The organism is Vibrio sp. RC586, assembly GCF_000176715.1.
Lineage (GTDB): Bacteria > Pseudomonadota > Gammaproteobacteria > Enterobacterales > Vibrionaceae > Vibrio.
Window position 1 is genome coordinate 379,365 of record NZ_ADBD01000007.1, and the last position, 16,279, is coordinate 395,643.

General features: G+C 48.0%; 14 protein-coding genes. 11 read left to right on the forward strand and 3 right to left on the reverse strand.

Annotated elements, in window-relative coordinates:
• Positions 1 to 78 precede the first annotated feature (78 nt).
• The 8 genes from yeiP to VOA_RS12385 all read left to right on the forward strand — a co-directional run bounded on the left by yeiP (position 79) and on the right by VOA_RS12385 (position 8,333).
• A complete protein-coding gene (gene yeiP / locus VOA_RS12420; protein WP_001123592.1) occupies positions 79 to 645 on the forward strand; it encodes an elongation factor P-like protein YeiP in 567 nt (188 codons plus the stop codon).
• Between the two features lie 4 nt (positions 646 to 649).
• On the forward strand, positions 650 to 970 hold the full coding sequence (locus tag VOA_RS12415; protein ID WP_000818873.1) for an HI1450 family dsDNA-mimic protein: 321 nt from the start codon (positions 650 to 652) through the stop codon (positions 968 to 970).
• A gap of 173 nt (positions 971 to 1,143) precedes the next feature.
• Positions 1,144 to 1,854, forward strand: a complete 711-nt coding sequence (gene hutC, locus VOA_RS12410; protein WP_000075028.1) for a histidine utilization repressor — start codon at positions 1,144 to 1,146, stop codon at positions 1,852 to 1,854.
• A gap of 103 nt (positions 1,855 to 1,957) precedes the next feature.
• Positions 1,958 to 3,166 (forward strand): imidazolonepropionase, encoded by a 1,209-nt coding sequence (hutI, locus tag VOA_RS12405; RefSeq protein WP_000995886.1) that lies wholly within the window; start codon positions 1,958 to 1,960, stop codon positions 3,164 to 3,166.
• Positions 3,156 to 4,184, forward strand: coding sequence for a formimidoylglutamase (gene hutG, locus VOA_RS12400; protein ID WP_001069134.1), 1,029 nt, complete (start codon positions 3,156 to 3,158; stop codon positions 4,182 to 4,184). Before hutI ends, hutG begins: the two co-directional genes overlap by 11 nt.
• Before the next feature lie 18 nt (positions 4,185 to 4,202).
• On the forward strand, positions 4,203 to 5,900 hold the full coding sequence (hutU, locus tag VOA_RS12395; protein ID WP_000194588.1) for a urocanate hydratase: 1,698 nt from the start codon (positions 4,203 to 4,205) through the stop codon (positions 5,898 to 5,900).
• 11 nt (positions 5,901 to 5,911) lie between these two features.
• A complete protein-coding gene (gene hutH, locus VOA_RS12390) occupies positions 5,912 to 7,447 on the forward strand; it encodes a histidine ammonia-lyase (RefSeq protein WP_000902911.1) in 1,536 nt (511 codons plus the stop codon).
• 160 nt (positions 7,448 to 7,607) lie between these two features.
• The gene (locus tag VOA_RS12385) at positions 7,608 to 8,333 is read left to right on the forward strand and encodes a DUF3581 domain-containing protein (protein ID WP_000480161.1); all 726 of its coding nucleotides are present in this window, start codon (positions 7,608 to 7,610) and stop codon (positions 8,331 to 8,333) included.
• 75 nt (positions 8,334 to 8,408) lie between these two features.
• Here VOA_RS12385 and VOA_RS12380 read toward each other — a convergent pair whose 3' ends face one another.
• The 3 genes from VOA_RS12380 to ydiJ form a co-directional block, all read right to left on the reverse strand.
• Entirely contained in the window at positions 8,409 to 10,040 is a 1,632-nt protein-coding gene (locus VOA_RS12380; RefSeq protein ID WP_032468167.1) for a S1 family peptidase, read from the reverse strand.
• 144 nt (positions 10,041 to 10,184) lie between these two features.
• The gene (locus VOA_RS12375; protein WP_000792735.1) at positions 10,185 to 10,646 is read right to left on the reverse strand and encodes a methyltransferase family protein; all 462 of its coding nucleotides are present in this window, start codon (positions 10,644 to 10,646) and stop codon (positions 10,185 to 10,187) included.
• Between the two features lie 55 nt (positions 10,647 to 10,701).
• Positions 10,702 to 13,737: a D-2-hydroxyglutarate dehydrogenase YdiJ gene (gene ydiJ / locus VOA_RS12370; protein ID WP_000937694.1), complete on the reverse strand. Its 3,036-nt coding sequence runs from the start codon at positions 13,735 to 13,737 to the stop codon at positions 10,702 to 10,704.
• Positions 13,738 to 13,950: 213 nt separating this feature from the next.
• On the opposite strand from ydiJ, the gene VOA_RS12365 reads away from it, so the two are divergent.
• The 3 genes from VOA_RS12365 (at position 13,951) to VOA_RS12355 (ending at position 16,226) form a co-directional block, all read left to right on the forward strand.
• Positions 13,951 to 14,634: a DUF3334 family protein gene (locus VOA_RS12365; RefSeq protein ID WP_000742112.1), complete on the forward strand. Its 684-nt coding sequence runs from the start codon at positions 13,951 to 13,953 to the stop codon at positions 14,632 to 14,634.
• Between the two features lie 130 nt (positions 14,635 to 14,764).
• On the forward strand, positions 14,765 to 15,448 hold the full coding sequence (locus VOA_RS12360; RefSeq protein WP_000360770.1) for a DUF2786 domain-containing protein: 684 nt from the start codon (positions 14,765 to 14,767) through the stop codon (positions 15,446 to 15,448).
• A gap of 109 nt (positions 15,449 to 15,557) precedes the next feature.
• Positions 15,558 to 16,226, forward strand: a complete 669-nt coding sequence (locus tag VOA_RS12355; protein ID WP_032468209.1) for an OmpA family protein — start codon at positions 15,558 to 15,560, stop codon at positions 16,224 to 16,226.
• Positions 16,227 to 16,279 lie beyond the last annotated feature (53 nt).

Genomic DNA, 16,279 nt, shown 5'->3' on the forward strand with positions numbered 1-16,279 from the left:
CAACCTAAGGAGAGATATTCCTTTTCCCCCCGACCTTTAGTTATAATGCTGCCACTTTTTACACGAAGGATATATTTCATGCCAAAGGCAAGTGAACTGAAAAAAGGTTTTGCCATCGTTTCTAACGGTAAAACTCTGCTGATCAAAGACATCGAAGTGACCACTCCAGGTGGCCGCGGCGGTTCAAAAATCTACAAACTGCGTTGTACTGACCTCAATACTGGCGCTCGCGTAGATGAGCGTTACAAATCTGACGACGTGCTCGACACCGTAGAAATGAACAAACGCCCGATCTCTTTCTCTTACATTGATGGCGATGAGTATGTCTTCATGAACAATGACGACTACACCCCATACAACTTTAAGAAAGATGAAATCGAAGACGAACTGCTGTTCATCACTGAAGAAATTCAAGGCATGAGCGTAGTATTGGTTGACGGTGAAGCAGTTGCGATTGAACTGCCATCTTCCGTTGAAATGGCGATTGAAGAAACTGACCCATCAATCAAAGGTGCTTCAGCGTCTTCTCGTACTAAACCAGCGCGTATGCCGACTGGATTAGTGGTTCAAGTTCCAGAGTACATTGCAACGGGCGATCGTATCGTTATCAATACTGCTGAACGCAAATTCATGAACCGAGCGTAATCTTATGGCTGAGCTAATTTCTATCGACGACACCATTGATACCGCATACGACATTTTCCTAGAGATGGCGCCAGATAACCTCGAACCCGTGGATGTGATTCTGTTCACGGCACAGTTTGACGATCGCGGCGCGGCTGAAATGGTTGATGTCGGCGATGACTGGGATGATCAAGTGGGCTTTGAAGTCGATAAGGAAATCTACGCCGAAGTTCGCATTGGTCTGGTGAACGAAGAGAACGATGTGCTGGACGATGTATTCGCGCGCATGCTGATCAGTCGTGACCCAGATCAGAAGTTTTGTCATATGCTGTGGAAGCGTGACTAAACTTCGCAACGCCAGCTTTCAAGCTGGCGTTGCTCTTTTAGCTCCATCAATATCAAGCACAATCACACCCTAAAAATCTGCGCAATGTGGCAACTTAAACATAAAAAGTTGCAAAACACCGATTTCAAAGAAATGATTTGTCTATGCAAATGATTTTTTGAAAGAGTTGAAACTTGTCACCACGCTACCTGCAAATCAAACAATTTATGCTCGATAACATCGAGTCGGGTCGTTGGCCTGTCGGCTATCGTACCCCAACCGAATTAGAGTTAACGGAGCAATTCGGAGTCAGCCGCATGACAGTCAACAAAGCGCTGCGCGATCTGGTCAGTGAAGGCAAATTACAGCGCCGTCCACGCTTGGGCACCTTTGTTTGCGCGGCAGAAGAGAAAGCAGAATCACCTTTGCTGGATATTCGCAACATCGCTGATGAAATCCTCAGTCGCGGTAAGCAGTATCACAACAAAGTGGTTGAACAGCGTGCACTGAATGCGGATGAAGCTGTCGCCATCAAGCTCGGTGTAATGGTGGGTAGCCCAGTGTTTTACAGTGAAATCATTCACTACGCTAACGACATCCCAATGCAACTGGAGGTGCGCTGGGTGAATAGCCTTTCTGCACCACACTATTTAGACCAAGACTTTACGCAAATTACGCCTAATCAATATTTGTCGCAAAACTGTCCACTGAGCGCGATTGAGCACACGGTCGAAGCCATCGTTGCAGATGCACATGTCAAACAAGCCCTTGCACTCGCTGCAAATGAACCTTGTTTGCTACTCAATCGCCGCACTTGGAGTGGTGACAAGCTGGTTAGCTCAGCCCTGCTCTATCATCCGGGATCGCGTTATAAACTCAGCTCGAAAGTCCTCTTTAACCAATAGTCCCACATGATCACATTTTCGCAACATTCAAGTTGCGAACTTTCACGCTTTCCACTATTTATTTGTATATACATTTGACATGTCGATATCTGGATGGAAAGCGATGAATTGTGTGTTAACCGAAGCGCGTTTAGTAACCATGCAACCGGGGTCGCTAGGTTATCAAGTTACTGAACCACAAACCGTGGTGATTAATCAGGGTAGGATTGAGCACATAGGGCAAGATATTGACCTACCCAGCGATGCACATCCTATCTCGTGTACAGGTAAATTAGTCACACCGGGATTGATTGATTGCCACACCCACTTGGTTTATGCCGGCAGTCGTGCCCATGAGTTTGAACTGCGTTTACAAGGCGTGCCCTACCAAACCATCGCCACCCAAGGCGGAGGCATTCTTTCTACCGTTAACGCGACCCGTCAAGCCAGTGAAGAAGAGTTGATCGAGCTGGCGCTACCGCGTTTGGATGGCCTGCTGCGTAGCGGTGTGACATCCGTTGAAGTGAAATCCGGCTACGGTTTAACGCTCAAGGATGAACTTAAAATGCTGCGTGCCGCCAAAGCGCTGGAGCAGCATCGCCGCGTCAAAATCACCACCACATTACTTGCCGCGCACGCACTGCCTCCTGAATTTCAAGGCCGTAGTGATGACTATATCGCGCATATTTGCCAAGAGATCATTCCGCTTGTCGCACAGGAGCAACTGGCCACCAGCGTGGATGTGTTTTGTGAGTCGATTGGTTTTAGCGTGGCGCAAACTGAACGCGTGTTTCATGCCGCGCAAGCGCATGGCTTGCAAATCAAAGGTCATACTGAGCAGCTTTCTAACTTAGGTGGCAGCGCACTCACCGCTCGCATGGGGGGACTCTCGGTTGACCATATCGAATACCTTGATGAAGCGGGCGTGAAAGCTTTATCGCAATCCAACACGGTCGCGACCTTGCTTCCCGGCGCATTCTACTTTTTGCGTGAAACCCAGAAGCCGCCAATTGAATGGCTACGCCAGCACCGCGTACCCATGGCGATATCCACCGATTTAAATCCCGGCACCTCACCCTTCGCCGATTTATCTCTGATGATGAATATGGGCTGTACCTTGTTTGGCCTAACACCGGAAGAGACACTACGCGGTGTTACTTGCCATGCAGCGCAAGCCTTGGGTTACGCTGCAAACCGTGGACAAATAGCAGAAGGCTACGATGCTGATTTGGCGATTTGGAATATCGAGCACCCTGCCGAGCTGAGCTATCAAGTCGGCATTTCTCGCCTGCATGCACGCATGGTTAATGGAGAGCTGAGCTATGAATCCTAACCTCACCACAGAGCACACTTACCAATGGCAAGGCCGCCATGATGCCGAAGACGGTCAAGCTGGGCGTCGTGTGCACCATATCGCTTGTCCAATTCAAGTGGACGAGCTAGCCAATCAGCCTCAAGGGGTAGCGCTGATCGGTTTTGAGTGTGATGCGGGCGTTGAACGCAACAAAGGTCGCACCGGAGCCAAGCATGCTCCCAACCTGATCAAGCAAGCGCTGGCCAATCTGGCGTGGCACCATCCAACACCCATTTACGATTTGGGCAACATTCGCTGTGAGGGTGATGAATTAGAACAAGCTCAGCAAGATTGCGCGCAAATCATCAGCCATGCCTTACCTAATGCGCGAGCCATCGTGCTCGGTGGCGGACACGAGATTGCTTGGGCAACCTTTCAGGGTTTAGCACAACATTTCTTGGCAACAGGCGTAAAGCAACCACGGATCGGCATCATCAATTTTGATGCGCATTTTGACTTACGTGCGTTTGAATCTGGGTTTGAAACAGAGTTCGTTCCGGTGCGCCCAAGCTCAGGCACGCCATTTAATCAAATCCACCATTTTTGCCAGCAGCAAGGTTGGGATTTTCATTACGCTTGCCTAGGGGTGAGCCGCGCCAGCAACACGCCCGCGCTGTTTGAACGCGCAGATAAACTGGGTGTTTGGTATGTTGAAGACAAAGCCTTTTCGTCTTTGTCACTCAACTATCACCTTACTCAATTACAACACTTTATTGATGATTGTGATTACCTCTATCTCACCATTGATCTGGACGTGTTTCCGGCATCCAGCGCGCCCGGTGTGAGTGCGCCTGCCGCGCGTGGTGTGAGCATAGAAGCGCTTGCCCCCTATTTCGACCGAATTCTTCATTACAAAAACAAACTGATGATTGCCGATATCGCCGAGTACAACCCGAGTTTCGATATCGATCAACATACGGCGCGCTTAGCAGCCCGTTTGTGTTGGGACATTGCTAACGCGATGGCCGAACAAGTGCAATCCATCAGCCACCCGTGAATCAAAAGGAGTCTCAACATGACACAGTCATCTGCACAAGGAAAAAGACTGGACACTCAGCGCACCATTCGCGCCCCTCGTGGTACGCAGTTGCGCGCCAAATCTTGGCTCACTGAAGCCCCACTTCGCATGCTGATGAATAACCTCGACCCCGATGTGGCTGAACATCCTCATGCGTTGGTGGTGTATGGTGGCATTGGCCGTGCGGCGCGTAACTGGGAGTGCTTTGATAAAATCGTCGAAGTGCTGGAGCGCCTCGAAGATGACCAGACTTTACTGGTGCAATCGGGTAAACCGGTGGGGGTTTTCCCAACCCACAAAAATGCGCCACGTGTGTTGATTGCCAACTCCAACTTAGTACCACACTGGGCAAACTGGGAACATTTCAACGAGCTCGATAAGCAAGGCTTGATAATGTACGGCCAGATGACGGCAGGTTCTTGGATTTACATTGGCTCGCAAGGCATAGTGCAAGGCACTTACGAGACGTTTGTCGCGGTTGCGAAAAAGCATTTCAATGGTGATGCCAAAGGCCGTTGGGTTTTGACTGGCGGCTTGGGCGGCATGGGCGGCGCGCAACCCTTGGCGGCTACGATGGCAGGATTCTCGATGATTGCGGTGGAGTGTGATGAATCACGCATCGACTATCGTCTGCGCACTGGTTATGTCGACAAAAAAGCCAACACGCTTGATGAAGCGCTCGCAATGATCGCCGATACCGATCGTCCGATTTCTGTCGGCTTACTGGGTAATGCTGCCGACGTCTTCCCCGAATTAGTCAAACGCAACATCACCCCTGATGTGGTGACGGATCAAACGTCGGCACACGATCCACTCAATGGCTATTTGCCACTCGGCTGGAGCATGGAAAAAGCCGCGCAGATGCGTCAACAAAATGAAGCTGAAGTCGTCAACGCTGCCAAAGCTTCGATGGCGATCCAAGTGCGCGCCATGCTTGATTTGCAAGCTCGCGGCGCTGCGACGCTGGACTATGGCAATAACATTCGCCAAATGGCGCTGGAAGAAGGTGTTACCAATGCGTTCGACTTCCCCGGTTTTGTGCCGGCCTATATTCGTCCCCTATTCTGTGAAGGGATAGGTCCGTTCCGCTGGGCAGCACTCTCTGGCGATCCGGAAGACATTTACAAAACCGATCAAAAAGTCAAAGAGCTGATCCCTGACAACCCACATCTGCATAACTGGCTGGATATGGCGCGTGAGCGAATCCACTTCCAAGGTTTACCGGCTCGTATTTGCTGGGTGGGTTTAAAAGATCGCGCTCGCTTAGGCTTAGCCTTTAACGAAATGGTGAAAAATGGCGAGCTCAAAGCGCCAATCGTGATTGGCCGTGATCACCTCGATTCAGGCTCAGTCGCTAGCCCGAACCGCGAAACAGAAGGCATGCTCGATGGTTCAGATGCAGTCTCTGATTGGCCACTGCTCAATGCCCTACTCAACACCGCAGCCGGAGCAACTTGGGTTTCTCTGCACCACGGTGGTGGCGTAGGTATGGGGTTCTCACAGCATTCCGGCATGGTGATTTGCTGTGATGGCAGTGATGATGCCGCCGAACGTATCGCTCGTGTACTGCACAATGACCCAGCCACAGGCGTAATGCGCCATGCTGATGCAGGCTATGACATCGCCAAACGCTGTGCAGAACAACAAAAACTCGACTTACCTATGCTCAACGCCGAGCTGGCCAAACTCAAGTGAGGAAAGAAACCATGTTGCACCTGATGATTAAACCCGGCCAACTCAGCTTAAAACAGTTGCGTCAAGTGAGCCGTTCACCCGTGGTGTTATCCCTCGATCCGGAAGCGATTCCTGCGATTGCCGAAAGCGCCCAAGTGGTGGAACAAGTGATCAGCGAAGGACGTACCGTTTACGGTATCAATACCGGATTTGGCTTGCTCGCCAACACCAAAATTGCCTCGCAAGATTTGGAAACGCTGCAAAAGAGCATCGTGCTTTCTCATGCAGCGGGCATCGGCGAGCTGATGTCGGATGAAACTGTTCGTTTGATGATGCTACTTAAAATCAACAGCTTGGCGCGTGGCTATTCCGGTATCCGTCTTGAAGTCATCCAAGCTTTGATCGAGCTCGTCAATAACCAGATTTATCCTTGCGTACCGAAAAAAGGCTCGGTTGGCGCATCGGGCGATCTTGCGCCGCTGGCTCACATGAGCACAGTGTTGCTCGGCGAAGGCCAAGCCCGTTACAACGGCAAAATCATTTCCGGTCTGGAAGCGATGAAAATTGCAGGGCTAGAGCCAATCACCCTCGCGCCAAAAGAAGGGCTAGCGCTACTCAACGGCACTCAAGCCTCCACGGCTTTTGCTTTGGAAGGGTTATTTGTTGCAGAAGATTTGTTTGCCTCAGCCACCGTTTGTGGCGCGATGTCAGTCGAAGCTGCGCTAGGCAGCCGTCGCCCCTTCGATCCGCGTATCCACCGCGTGCGTGGGCATCGTACCCAAATGGATGCTGCAACAGCGTATCGTCACCTGCTCGATGTCAGCAGCGAAATTGGCCAATCCCACAGCAATTGTGAAAAAGTGCAAGATCCTTACTCTCTGCGCTGCCAACCGCAAGTCATGGGGGCTTGCTTGCAGCAAATTCGGAGTGCAGCTGAGGTGTTGGAAGTGGAAGCCAACTCGGTTTCTGATAACCCACTCGTGTTTGCCGATGATGGCGACATCATCTCTGGTGGCAATTTCCATGCTGAACCTGTCGCCATGGCCGCAGATAACTTGGCACTGGCAATTGCCGAAATCGGCAGCCTATCCGAGCGTCGCATGGCACTGCTGATTGACAGCGCACTGAGTAAATTACCGCCCTTTTTGGTCGACAATGGTGGGGTTAACTCCGGCTTTATGATTGCGCAAGTCACTGCAGCCGCCTTAGCCAGTGAGAACAAAACCCTTGCGCATCCTGCGTCAGTGGACAGTTTACCGACTTCAGCCAACCAAGAAGATCACGTTTCCATGGCCACCTTTGCCGCACGCAGACTGCGTGACATGGGCGAAAATACTCGTGGTATTTTGGCGGTGGAATACCTTGCAGCCGCGCAAGGATTGGATTTTCGTGCGCCATTGAAGTCCTCACCACGCATTGAGGAAGCAAGGCAAATACTGCGTGAAAAAGTACCGTTTTACGATAAAGACCGCTATTTTGCGCCGGATATCGAAAAAGCCAATGCCCTACTACTACTCGCAGTACACAACCGTTTGATGCCAGAGCAGCTACTGCCAAGCCAGCACTAAATGACTGACAAATCAACATTTCAAGAGCCCCTCTGGGGCTCTTATGCTAAAACCGCTTGACGTGGCAACTTCAAATAAAAAGAACATATCCACTGGATAGACCAATGATTGCGAGATTCTGTCCTATAATGCCCGCAGTTTAGTTTAGATAGCGATAACCATGTTTCTGACGGCATACCATTCAACCCAACAACACCAATTTCAATTTACTCGCCAACAGGCTAGCCACTTTGCCAAACTGGTGGCAGGCGATTTCAACCCAATCCATGACGAAGACAGCAAGCGTTTCTGCGTACCAGGCGATTTGCTTTTTGCCGTACTGCTGCAAAAAGAAGGCATTAGCCAGAAGATGCGTTTTGACTTCTCAGGTATGGTGAGCGATGGCGTTGCTTTGCATATTGAAAACAAGTGTGAACTAGAAAGTGCGGTAGTGGATGCGAATGGCAAAGAATACCTACATATGTCGCATGAAGGCCAAGTTAACCGTAACCCTGCCTTCATTGAGCATGTGGTCACCAGCTATGTGCAGTTTTCTGGAATGAACTTCCCGCACATCATGGTGCCGTTGATGGAAGAGCAGCAGATGATGATCAACTGTCAGCGTCCATTAGTGATTTATGAGTCAATGGAAGTGGAATTTTCCCGACTTGATCTCACCCATCCGGAAGTAGAATTTACCGGTGCGACCTTTGATGTCGATGGCAAACGTGGCTTAGTAACACTCAACTTCGCCTTCAAAGAAGAAGGACAAGTGGTAGGAAAAGGACTTAAGCGTATGGTGGCCAGTGGTTTAAAACCTTATGACCAAGCGGAAATTGATGATCTCGTAAATCGTTTCAATGAGCGCAAAGAGGCTTTTCTCAGCCAAATTGAGCAAGCGGCATAATTCGTAGAACATCTAAATCTAACGCAAAAAAATAACCCGCGCACAGCGGGTTATTTTTATATTCGCAATTAATAATCAAGAAGCTTTTCTTCTCATCCACAACGGGACGAATAGCAACAAACCAAACCAGCCGATGGAGCCACCACCTGAGGAGCCCGAACTTGAGGAGCTATCAGTGGACAAATTGGAGGAATAACGAATATTCGTAATAAATACACCATCTTCCCCGACAGCATAACTCTCATCTTTAATATAACGGAATTCAACAATATTATTCGCATCAAGCATCTTCAGCGTAACGGAACCAGCGGCATACCCAGAAGCTCGACCTTGATACTCACCATTTAAATACAACTCAAATCTATCTGTGTTTTCCGATGACATTCGATAATCGAAAGACAGTTTGCCTCTTGGAACCCCTCTAATAACCAACTCTGAGTTCTGTGAATCCCCAATAAATCCAGAACGTAGCCCACTGCCAGATCCAATCCAAGCAAATTCACTACTTAAAATATCGACTCTCGGAATATTGGCGAGTGCATCCATCACATCTAAGTCCGCATATCTCATCGCCTTATAAGTAACGGTCGTTTTAGCGGTTTTATATGTGATGCCGTTTTCTAAAAAGCTCACCTCAATGTTATGTTCATAGTTGAGGTAAAATTGTGGGTTGAATTGGACTGTGATATCACAGCTCTCATTCGTATTCAGGGTTTGGTTCTCACAGCCATTAGCCGTCACCCTCGCTGGAGCATAAGGATTATCAACACCTTCAATCATGGAATACGTTAATGGGCTACTACTAAAGTTATTGTAAGTAAAGGTACGACTGAATGCTTCTAACGGCATGGGGTTTAAATTGATGTACTGTTGATAACTAAAACCACTGGTTTTTGCTGCCAGCCAATCTGAAAAATAACTGATATTAGTATAAACACCATAAGTGCCATTCGAAGCACAAACATTCGAACCCCAGCTAACAATACCTAGCTGAACACCACTCGAGGTAATGATCAGCGGGCCACCTGAATCACCGCGACAAGAATCTGAATTATTCGAGGTTCCAGCGCAGAAACTCGTTGAGTCTTCACTGGCAGACATACCTGAGGGGTTGAGTGGAGACATAGCACCATAACAGACGTTTTGGTCTTGTAGCTCAACATCCACTTGTTGTAATACTGTCGGGTACACGGCAGAACCAGATGGAGCGGTAGTTCCCCAACCCGCGACACTCATACGAGTTCCCGCTCCCGTTGATGCTCGTGTTGCAGCATCAGCGATCACCATTGCCGGTGAAGCAACCTCATTCGCAAGTTCTAACACCGCAATATCATTAATTAAATTCGTATTACGGTAGTCTTCATGGACATAAATGCGTCGAACTGGAACACGAATTCCCTCGCGATTTTCGTTGTGTAAGTTATTAATTCCAATCACAACATCCAGTTTCTCGGGGTCCATAAACTCTACACAGTGCGCTGCCGTCAACACATAACGACCACCCAAAAAGCTGCCCCCACAAAATTGTCCGTCGAATGCATTTTGGTTACGTTTCACCAAAGCCACAATCGAAGGCCAATCGCCTATGGCGGCGTCAGAACCATTGATAATACGTGGAGAAACACTCGCTGCTGATTCAGCGTGAAGTATTGCAGGAAAAAATAGTGGCATGATCGAGCACGCCAATAATGTATAAGCCTTTTTCACAACCTAGCCCTTTGATTTATCAAAAATATCTTTTTTCATAAAGATATTATTTCAACCAATCAAAATAACCGAAGGTTGTGCGTTTTTTTCGCCTAATATTGCGAGCAAACCTAAATTTACTGCGATTCTCGAACGCTTATAAGCTTACAACCAACGCCTAACCCGTTTTTTATAGTGCAAATAAGCCTCGCCAAACTTAGCTTCTAAAATCCGCTCTTCAGGCTCGATTTGGTATTGATTCATGTACAGCACAAAGCCGCCAACTATCACCAAGCTGAGAGCGTTTTCTTGCCAGTAAGCAAGCCCAAACAGCAGGAGCAGTAAGCCGAGATACATAGGATTACGACTGAGTGCAAAAACGCCGCTGTCTACCACAGTGGCCGCGAGATCCGGAGCCATAGGGTTCACCGTCGTTTTAAAACGACGAAACTCCAACAAACCTGCAATCCCCCAGAAACCTGAGCTGCAAAAACAGAGCGCCATCACTAGGCTTGGCCACGGTAGTGTAATGGTTAACGTTGGAAATAGAATGGAAGAGAGATGAATCAACGCCAAGGCCACCAGAAAAACCGCAACGGGAGGAACCTTTAATTCTAAATTTTTCATAATCACCTCAATTCAACTGAATGAAAAAGCCCAGTGGAGTCACTGGGCATTCTGTTTATAGCAAGTGTAACAGAGCCTGCAACGGATGCTTAGGTTTGATTTGCTCAAACCGTTTCACTTGGCTACGACACGAGTAACCGGTGACCAAACAGCGCTCTTTCGGTAGCGACGCTAATGCGGGTTGCCAACTCAAATCGTAAATATCGCGAGACATGACTAATTTATCCACCTCATGACCAAAGGTACCCGCCATGCCACAGCAACCTACCGCCACCGCATTGAGCTGCGTACCAAAGTGGCGGAAGATCTCCACCCACTCTTTTTCCGCATTCGGCAGCTTGGTTTTCTCCGTACAGTGCGCCAATAAATACCAAGGCTGTACATCGGTTACTTGAGGCGTAAACTGCGACAGACGTGGTTTGAGCCATTCATGAACCGTCAGAACCGAAAACTCGCCGCGCTCTTTGCCTAATATTTCAACATACTCATCGCGATAGCAAAGCACCAAAGCTGGGTCGACGCCCACTAGCGGGATATTGAGATCCGCGACTTGAGTCAGAAATGCCGCGGTATTCGCTGCCGTCGAACGAAATTGGCGTAGAAAGCCTTTAATATGTTGCGCTTTGCCATTGGGTTTAAACGGCAACAATACTGGTTTTTTGCCTAATTTAAGCAGCAGGGCGACAAAATCTTCGACCACATCCGCATCGTAATAACTGGTAAACGGATCTTGCACAATCAACACATGTTGCTCGCGCTCTTCTTGCGATAACCCCGCCAAACGCTGCATATCAAACAGGACAACGGGATGACGTTGCAAACGCTGCGCGAGTGTCGGTACCGACAAGAGTGGCGCATCGACATAACCCACCGTTTTAGCGGTTAACTTCTGCACCGAAGATTGTGCTAACACGCTATTCACCAGTTGCGGAGCCTTCACCATCACAGGTAATAAGGTTTCGATATTCGCGACTAAATAATCTTTGACTGGACGCGGATAACGGCTGTGATAGATATTCAGAAAACGCGAGCGGAAACTGGGCACATCCACCTTAATCGGGCACTGGCTTGCACAGGCCTTACAGGCCAAACAACCATTCATCACCTCATAAACTTCATGAGAAAAATCATACTGTTTATCTTTGCTAAAAGCGTGACGAACACGATCAAGCATTGACTTGATGCTTGGGGAAGATTCTAAAGTGGCTTTCTCAAGATCGAGGATATCAATCCCCTGCTCGGTCAGTTGTCGTAACCATTCACGCACCAACCCAGCACGCCCTTTTGGTGAATGTCGACGATCTGCCGTCACCTTCATTGATGGACACATGGGAGAACTGATTTCGTAGTTAAAGCACAAACCGTTACCGTTACACTCCATCGCTTGTTTAAAGCTGTCACGCACTTTGACATCGATTTGGCGATCGTAAAAACCGCGTTTAGTGTCGGAGACTTTTACCAGCTCAAACGGCGTATCCAGCGGGGTACAAATTTTGCCCGGATTCATTTTGTTGTGAGGGTCAAACGCCGCTTTCACACGACGCAGTTCGGTGAACAGCTCCTCACCAAAAAATTCTGGGCCGTACTCAGAGCGATAACCTTTGCCGTGCTCTCCCCACATCAAGCCGCCATATTTAGCCACCAGCTTGACCACTTGATCGGAGATTTCACGCATCAACAGTTCTTGTTTTGGGTCACACAGGTCAAGCGCTGGGCGCACATGCAATACGCCCGCATCCACATGCCCAAACATGCCGTAAGCCAGATTTTTGGAATCGAGCAGTGCGCGAAATTCGACAATAAAATCAGCCAAGTTTTCCGGTGGCACACAAGTATCTTCGGTAAACGCGACCGGTTTAGCACGGCCTTTCGCCGCACCGAGCAAGCCCACCGCTTTTTTACGCATGTTGTAAATACGGTTGATGCTCGCCAAGTCACTGCACACTTGGTAGCCGATAATTCCCGCTTGCTGGTTAGCCATCATCTCATCAAGGCGCGCGGTTAATTGTGCGACTTGCTCATTAATCTGCGCGCTGTCTTGGCCTGCGTATTCGACCATATTGATGCCTTGCATCTCTTTGCCCGGCACATCGGCCAGCAAGTCTTTTACGCTGTGCCAAATAATGTCTTCTTTGGCAAGATTGAGAACTTTCGAGTCAACGGTTTCTACCGACAAAGCTTTCGCTTCAACCATCAACGGTGCATTACGCAGTGCGGAATCAAAGCTGTCGTATTTCACATTCACCAAAGTGCGAGCTTTGGGGATTGGCGTTAAATTGAGTTTAGCTTCGGTGATAAATGCCAGTGAACCTTCTGCGCCACACAATACCCGGGTGATATCAAAGCGATCTTCCGCTTCATTCAAAGCATTTTTTAAATCGTAGCCAGTGAGAAAACGGTTAAGCGGCGGAAATTTCGCGACAATTTGCTCACGCTTGGTTCGGCAAACCTGTTCGGCGACTTGCATGGCTTGCGCCGCAAAACTGTGTTCTTCAGGTAATCCTTGTGAGAGATCGGTTTCTAGCAGAGAACCATCGGCAAATACTGCTTGCAGCGAGAGCACATGATCTGACGTTTTGCCATATTGTAGCGACCCCTGGCCTGAGGCATCAGTGTTAACCATCCCGCCAAGCGTCGCGCGGTTACTGGTCGAAAGATCTGGTGAAAAGAAAAAGCCATGAGGGCGAACTGCGTCATTAAGTTGATCTTTGACTACCCCAGCCTGCACTCGCACCCAACCTTCCTGTGGATTAATCTCTAAGATGCGATTCATATGGCGCGAAAGATCGACCACTACTCCCTTGGTCAGTGATTGACCATTGGTCCCCGTACCACCACCACGAGGTGAAAAAGTCACTCTCTCAAATTCAGGTTTTGAACTAATCTTTCCTATAAGGACTACATCTGAGGTAGATTTAGGATGAACAACCGCCTGAGGCAATTGTTGGTAGACGCTGTTGTCCGTCGCCACCGCAAGGCGGCTGGAGTATTGGGTTTCAATATCGCCAGAAAACCCTGCGGCATTTAACTCGTGTAAAAAAGTTAAAACCACCGGATCAACGTCGGATTGGTGATGAAGTCTTGGTAACATTTGCTTCCTGCCCCTACTACGCTGATCCAATCAGCTTTGGGTTATTGTTGGATTTTAAAGAATAATCTTTGAATTTGGTCACTTTACAACATTTAAAATGGTGATCAAATCAGAATCTGAATGCCAGAATGGGGGGAAACAGAATTTTTTCAACTTTGTTTATTGCTGACCCATTCTGTTATTTCGCTTATTTAGAACTGTATGGAAAAAACGATGAAAAAAAATCAAATAGTAACAACGGAAGATATCCTACTTATGCTGTGCCAATCGGTTTCTACGGTTCTCACGTCCGCAACGAATTCACCGATTCACTATTCTGCAATGGTACAAAAAATTAATAAAACCTCACTGAAACCTGACTTCGGCTGTTTTGTATTGTTTGATGGGGGTTTTACCGGTCTCGTGGTCATCAACTTTACTGCCAAAGCTGCGCTTGAGGTTTACACCAATTACATGCGCAACATGGGCATGCCAGAAGATGAACTCGCGGTACTGCATACTTCAGATGAAGTGGGTGATGTACTGGGTGAATTAATGAACCAGCTAGTGGGCGATTTCACTAACAAAGTACGCAAAGAACTACAAACCAATATCACTCAAAACCAGCCCAAAATGCTTTCTCTGAACAAACAGGTGATCTTATCGGTAGATACCAACCTTGACCGTCCACAAGCACGCCGAGTAACGTTCTCCACTGCGAATAACAATATTTTTTACCTTGAGCTAGCGATGGACAAAACTGAATTTATCCAACTAGAAGAATTTGATGTTCAAGAAGACGAAAGCCCTGACGACATTTTAGAAGCAGCACTACAGCAAAAGAAATCTCTCGCGCCTGCAGCTACTCCAAAATCAGAGGATGAAGCAGCTGATTTACTTGACCAACTCGGAATCTAAACACCGGCTCAATCCAAAATTAAATGAGAGGCCATCTCGTAAGATATGGCCTCTTCCCTTTTCCTCTCTGAGTAAAAACGCTAGAATGTCGGACTTTTCTTAAGCCGTACCGAAGCTGTTTTACTTGCCAATGGATAAACAAAAAGCCCTTAAAAAAATCGCTAAATGCCTAGAGCTAGGAAACTCCGCCAACATTAATGAAGCCGCGAACGCGATCAAAATGGCGCATAACCTGATGCTAAAATATGGCCTCGATAAAGATGATATTGAGTTCATCAAAATGGGAAAAACACAGTCAACCCATTTACTTCCAGCGAGCATTTCCTCTGGCATTTTACGGGTGATCCGTGGCATCAACACACGCTTTGGAGTTGAGGCAGTGCTCATCAACCACAAAGGCCTAAAACGCGTTGAGTTTATCGGTGAAGCGGATCGCGCCATTTTTGCGGCATTCGCTTTTGACATTATTTACCGCGAGATGAATGAGCAAACAGGGCAATTTCGTAACAGTTTTGCTGGGTCAGGGACATCCTCATTGGAAGTCACTCGTCGAGTTAATTCTTTTGTTTCAGGCTGGATTGAAGGTGCTTTAGAAAAGCTGCCGATCATCACTCCGGACGAAGATTCTATGAACAAAATCAATAGTTATATTGATAAAGAATTCGAAAATATCGACCGCGAAACCTTTAAACAACAGCTCAGAGAAGCAATGAAGAATCTCACTGCGGATTATGAGACTGGCCTTAAAAAAGGCCGCCGCGTCTCCGTCAATCGCCCTATTCACGGCGCACAAGCACCAAAGCTGCTTGAATAAGCATTTGTAAGAGATTGGTCAAAAGCACAATCCGCCAATTGACGTATTAGGCAATTTCTCGTTTATTGCGCGTCATATCATTCAATATTCAATAACTGGAGAGAATGTGTTGAATAAAGCAACTTTATTGTTAGCAGCTGTGGTGGCATTGTCTGGCTGTCAGGCGACTCAACGCCAAAATGCCACGACAGGTGAAACAGAAACAAACTCGGCAACCAAAGGCGCCTTGCTAGGTGCGATCGCAGGTGCTGCAGTTGGGTTAGCGACAGGCGATGATGCCAAAGAACGTCGTAAACACGCATTAATTGGAGCCGCAGGTGGAGCAGCGGTTGGTGGTGGTATTGGATACTATTTTGATCAACAAGAAGCCGAGTTACGCAAAGCGTTATTGGATTCCGGGGTTCAAGTGGTACGTGTCGGTGAAAATCAACTGATGCTACGCATGGAAAACGGCATCGGTTTTACTAGCAGCTCCTATCAGCTCGATTCTTATATCCACAAAACTTTACGTGGAGTTGCGCGTATTCTGGTCGAATACCCTGACACTAGTCTAGTGATTGAAGGTCATACTGATAGCACAGGCAGTGATACCACCAACCAAGTGCTTTCGGAGAAGCGTGCTGAATCAGTGCGTGCATTCTTGCTTTCTCAGGGCGTTGCAGCTGGCCGTGCAATCGCGCGTGGCAATGGTGAGCGTTTCCCTCTATGCTCAAATAGCACTGCAGAAGGACGCGCTTGCAACCGCCGCGTTGAAATTCAAATTCTGCCACTCAAATAGAGTGTAATGTTGCCAAAGCGATGGATTTTGCAGTCAACATTCAGCACTTTCCA

Coding starts and splice junctions, on each gene's coding strand:
- hutU (WP_000194588.1), top strand. CDS start 4,203: ATGACACAGTCATCTGCACAAGGAAAAAGACTGGACACTCAGCGCACC.
- VOA_RS12375 (WP_000792735.1), bottom strand. CDS start 10,646: ATGAAAAATTTAGAATTAAAGGTTCCTCCCGTTGCGGTTTTTCTGGTG.
- yeiP (WP_001123592.1), top strand. CDS start 79: ATGCCAAAGGCAAGTGAACTGAAAAAAGGTTTTGCCATCGTTTCTAAC.
- hutH (WP_000902911.1), top strand. CDS start 5,912: ATGTTGCACCTGATGATTAAACCCGGCCAACTCAGCTTAAAACAGTTG.
- VOA_RS12385 (WP_000480161.1), top strand. CDS start 7,608: ATGTTTCTGACGGCATACCATTCAACCCAACAACACCAATTTCAATTT.
- VOA_RS12365 (WP_000742112.1), top strand. CDS start 13,951: ATGAAAAAAAATCAAATAGTAACAACGGAAGATATCCTACTTATGCTG.
- VOA_RS12415 (WP_000818873.1), top strand. CDS start 650: ATGGCTGAGCTAATTTCTATCGACGACACCATTGATACCGCATACGAC.
- hutI (WP_000995886.1), top strand. CDS start 1,958: ATGAATTGTGTGTTAACCGAAGCGCGTTTAGTAACCATGCAACCGGGG.
- ydiJ (WP_000937694.1), bottom strand. CDS start 13,737: ATGTTACCAAGACTTCATCACCAATCCGACGTTGATCCGGTGGTTTTA.
- VOA_RS12360 (WP_000360770.1), top strand. CDS start 14,765: ATGGATAAACAAAAAGCCCTTAAAAAAATCGCTAAATGCCTAGAGCTA.
- hutG (WP_001069134.1), top strand. CDS start 3,156: ATGAATCCTAACCTCACCACAGAGCACACTTACCAATGGCAAGGCCGC.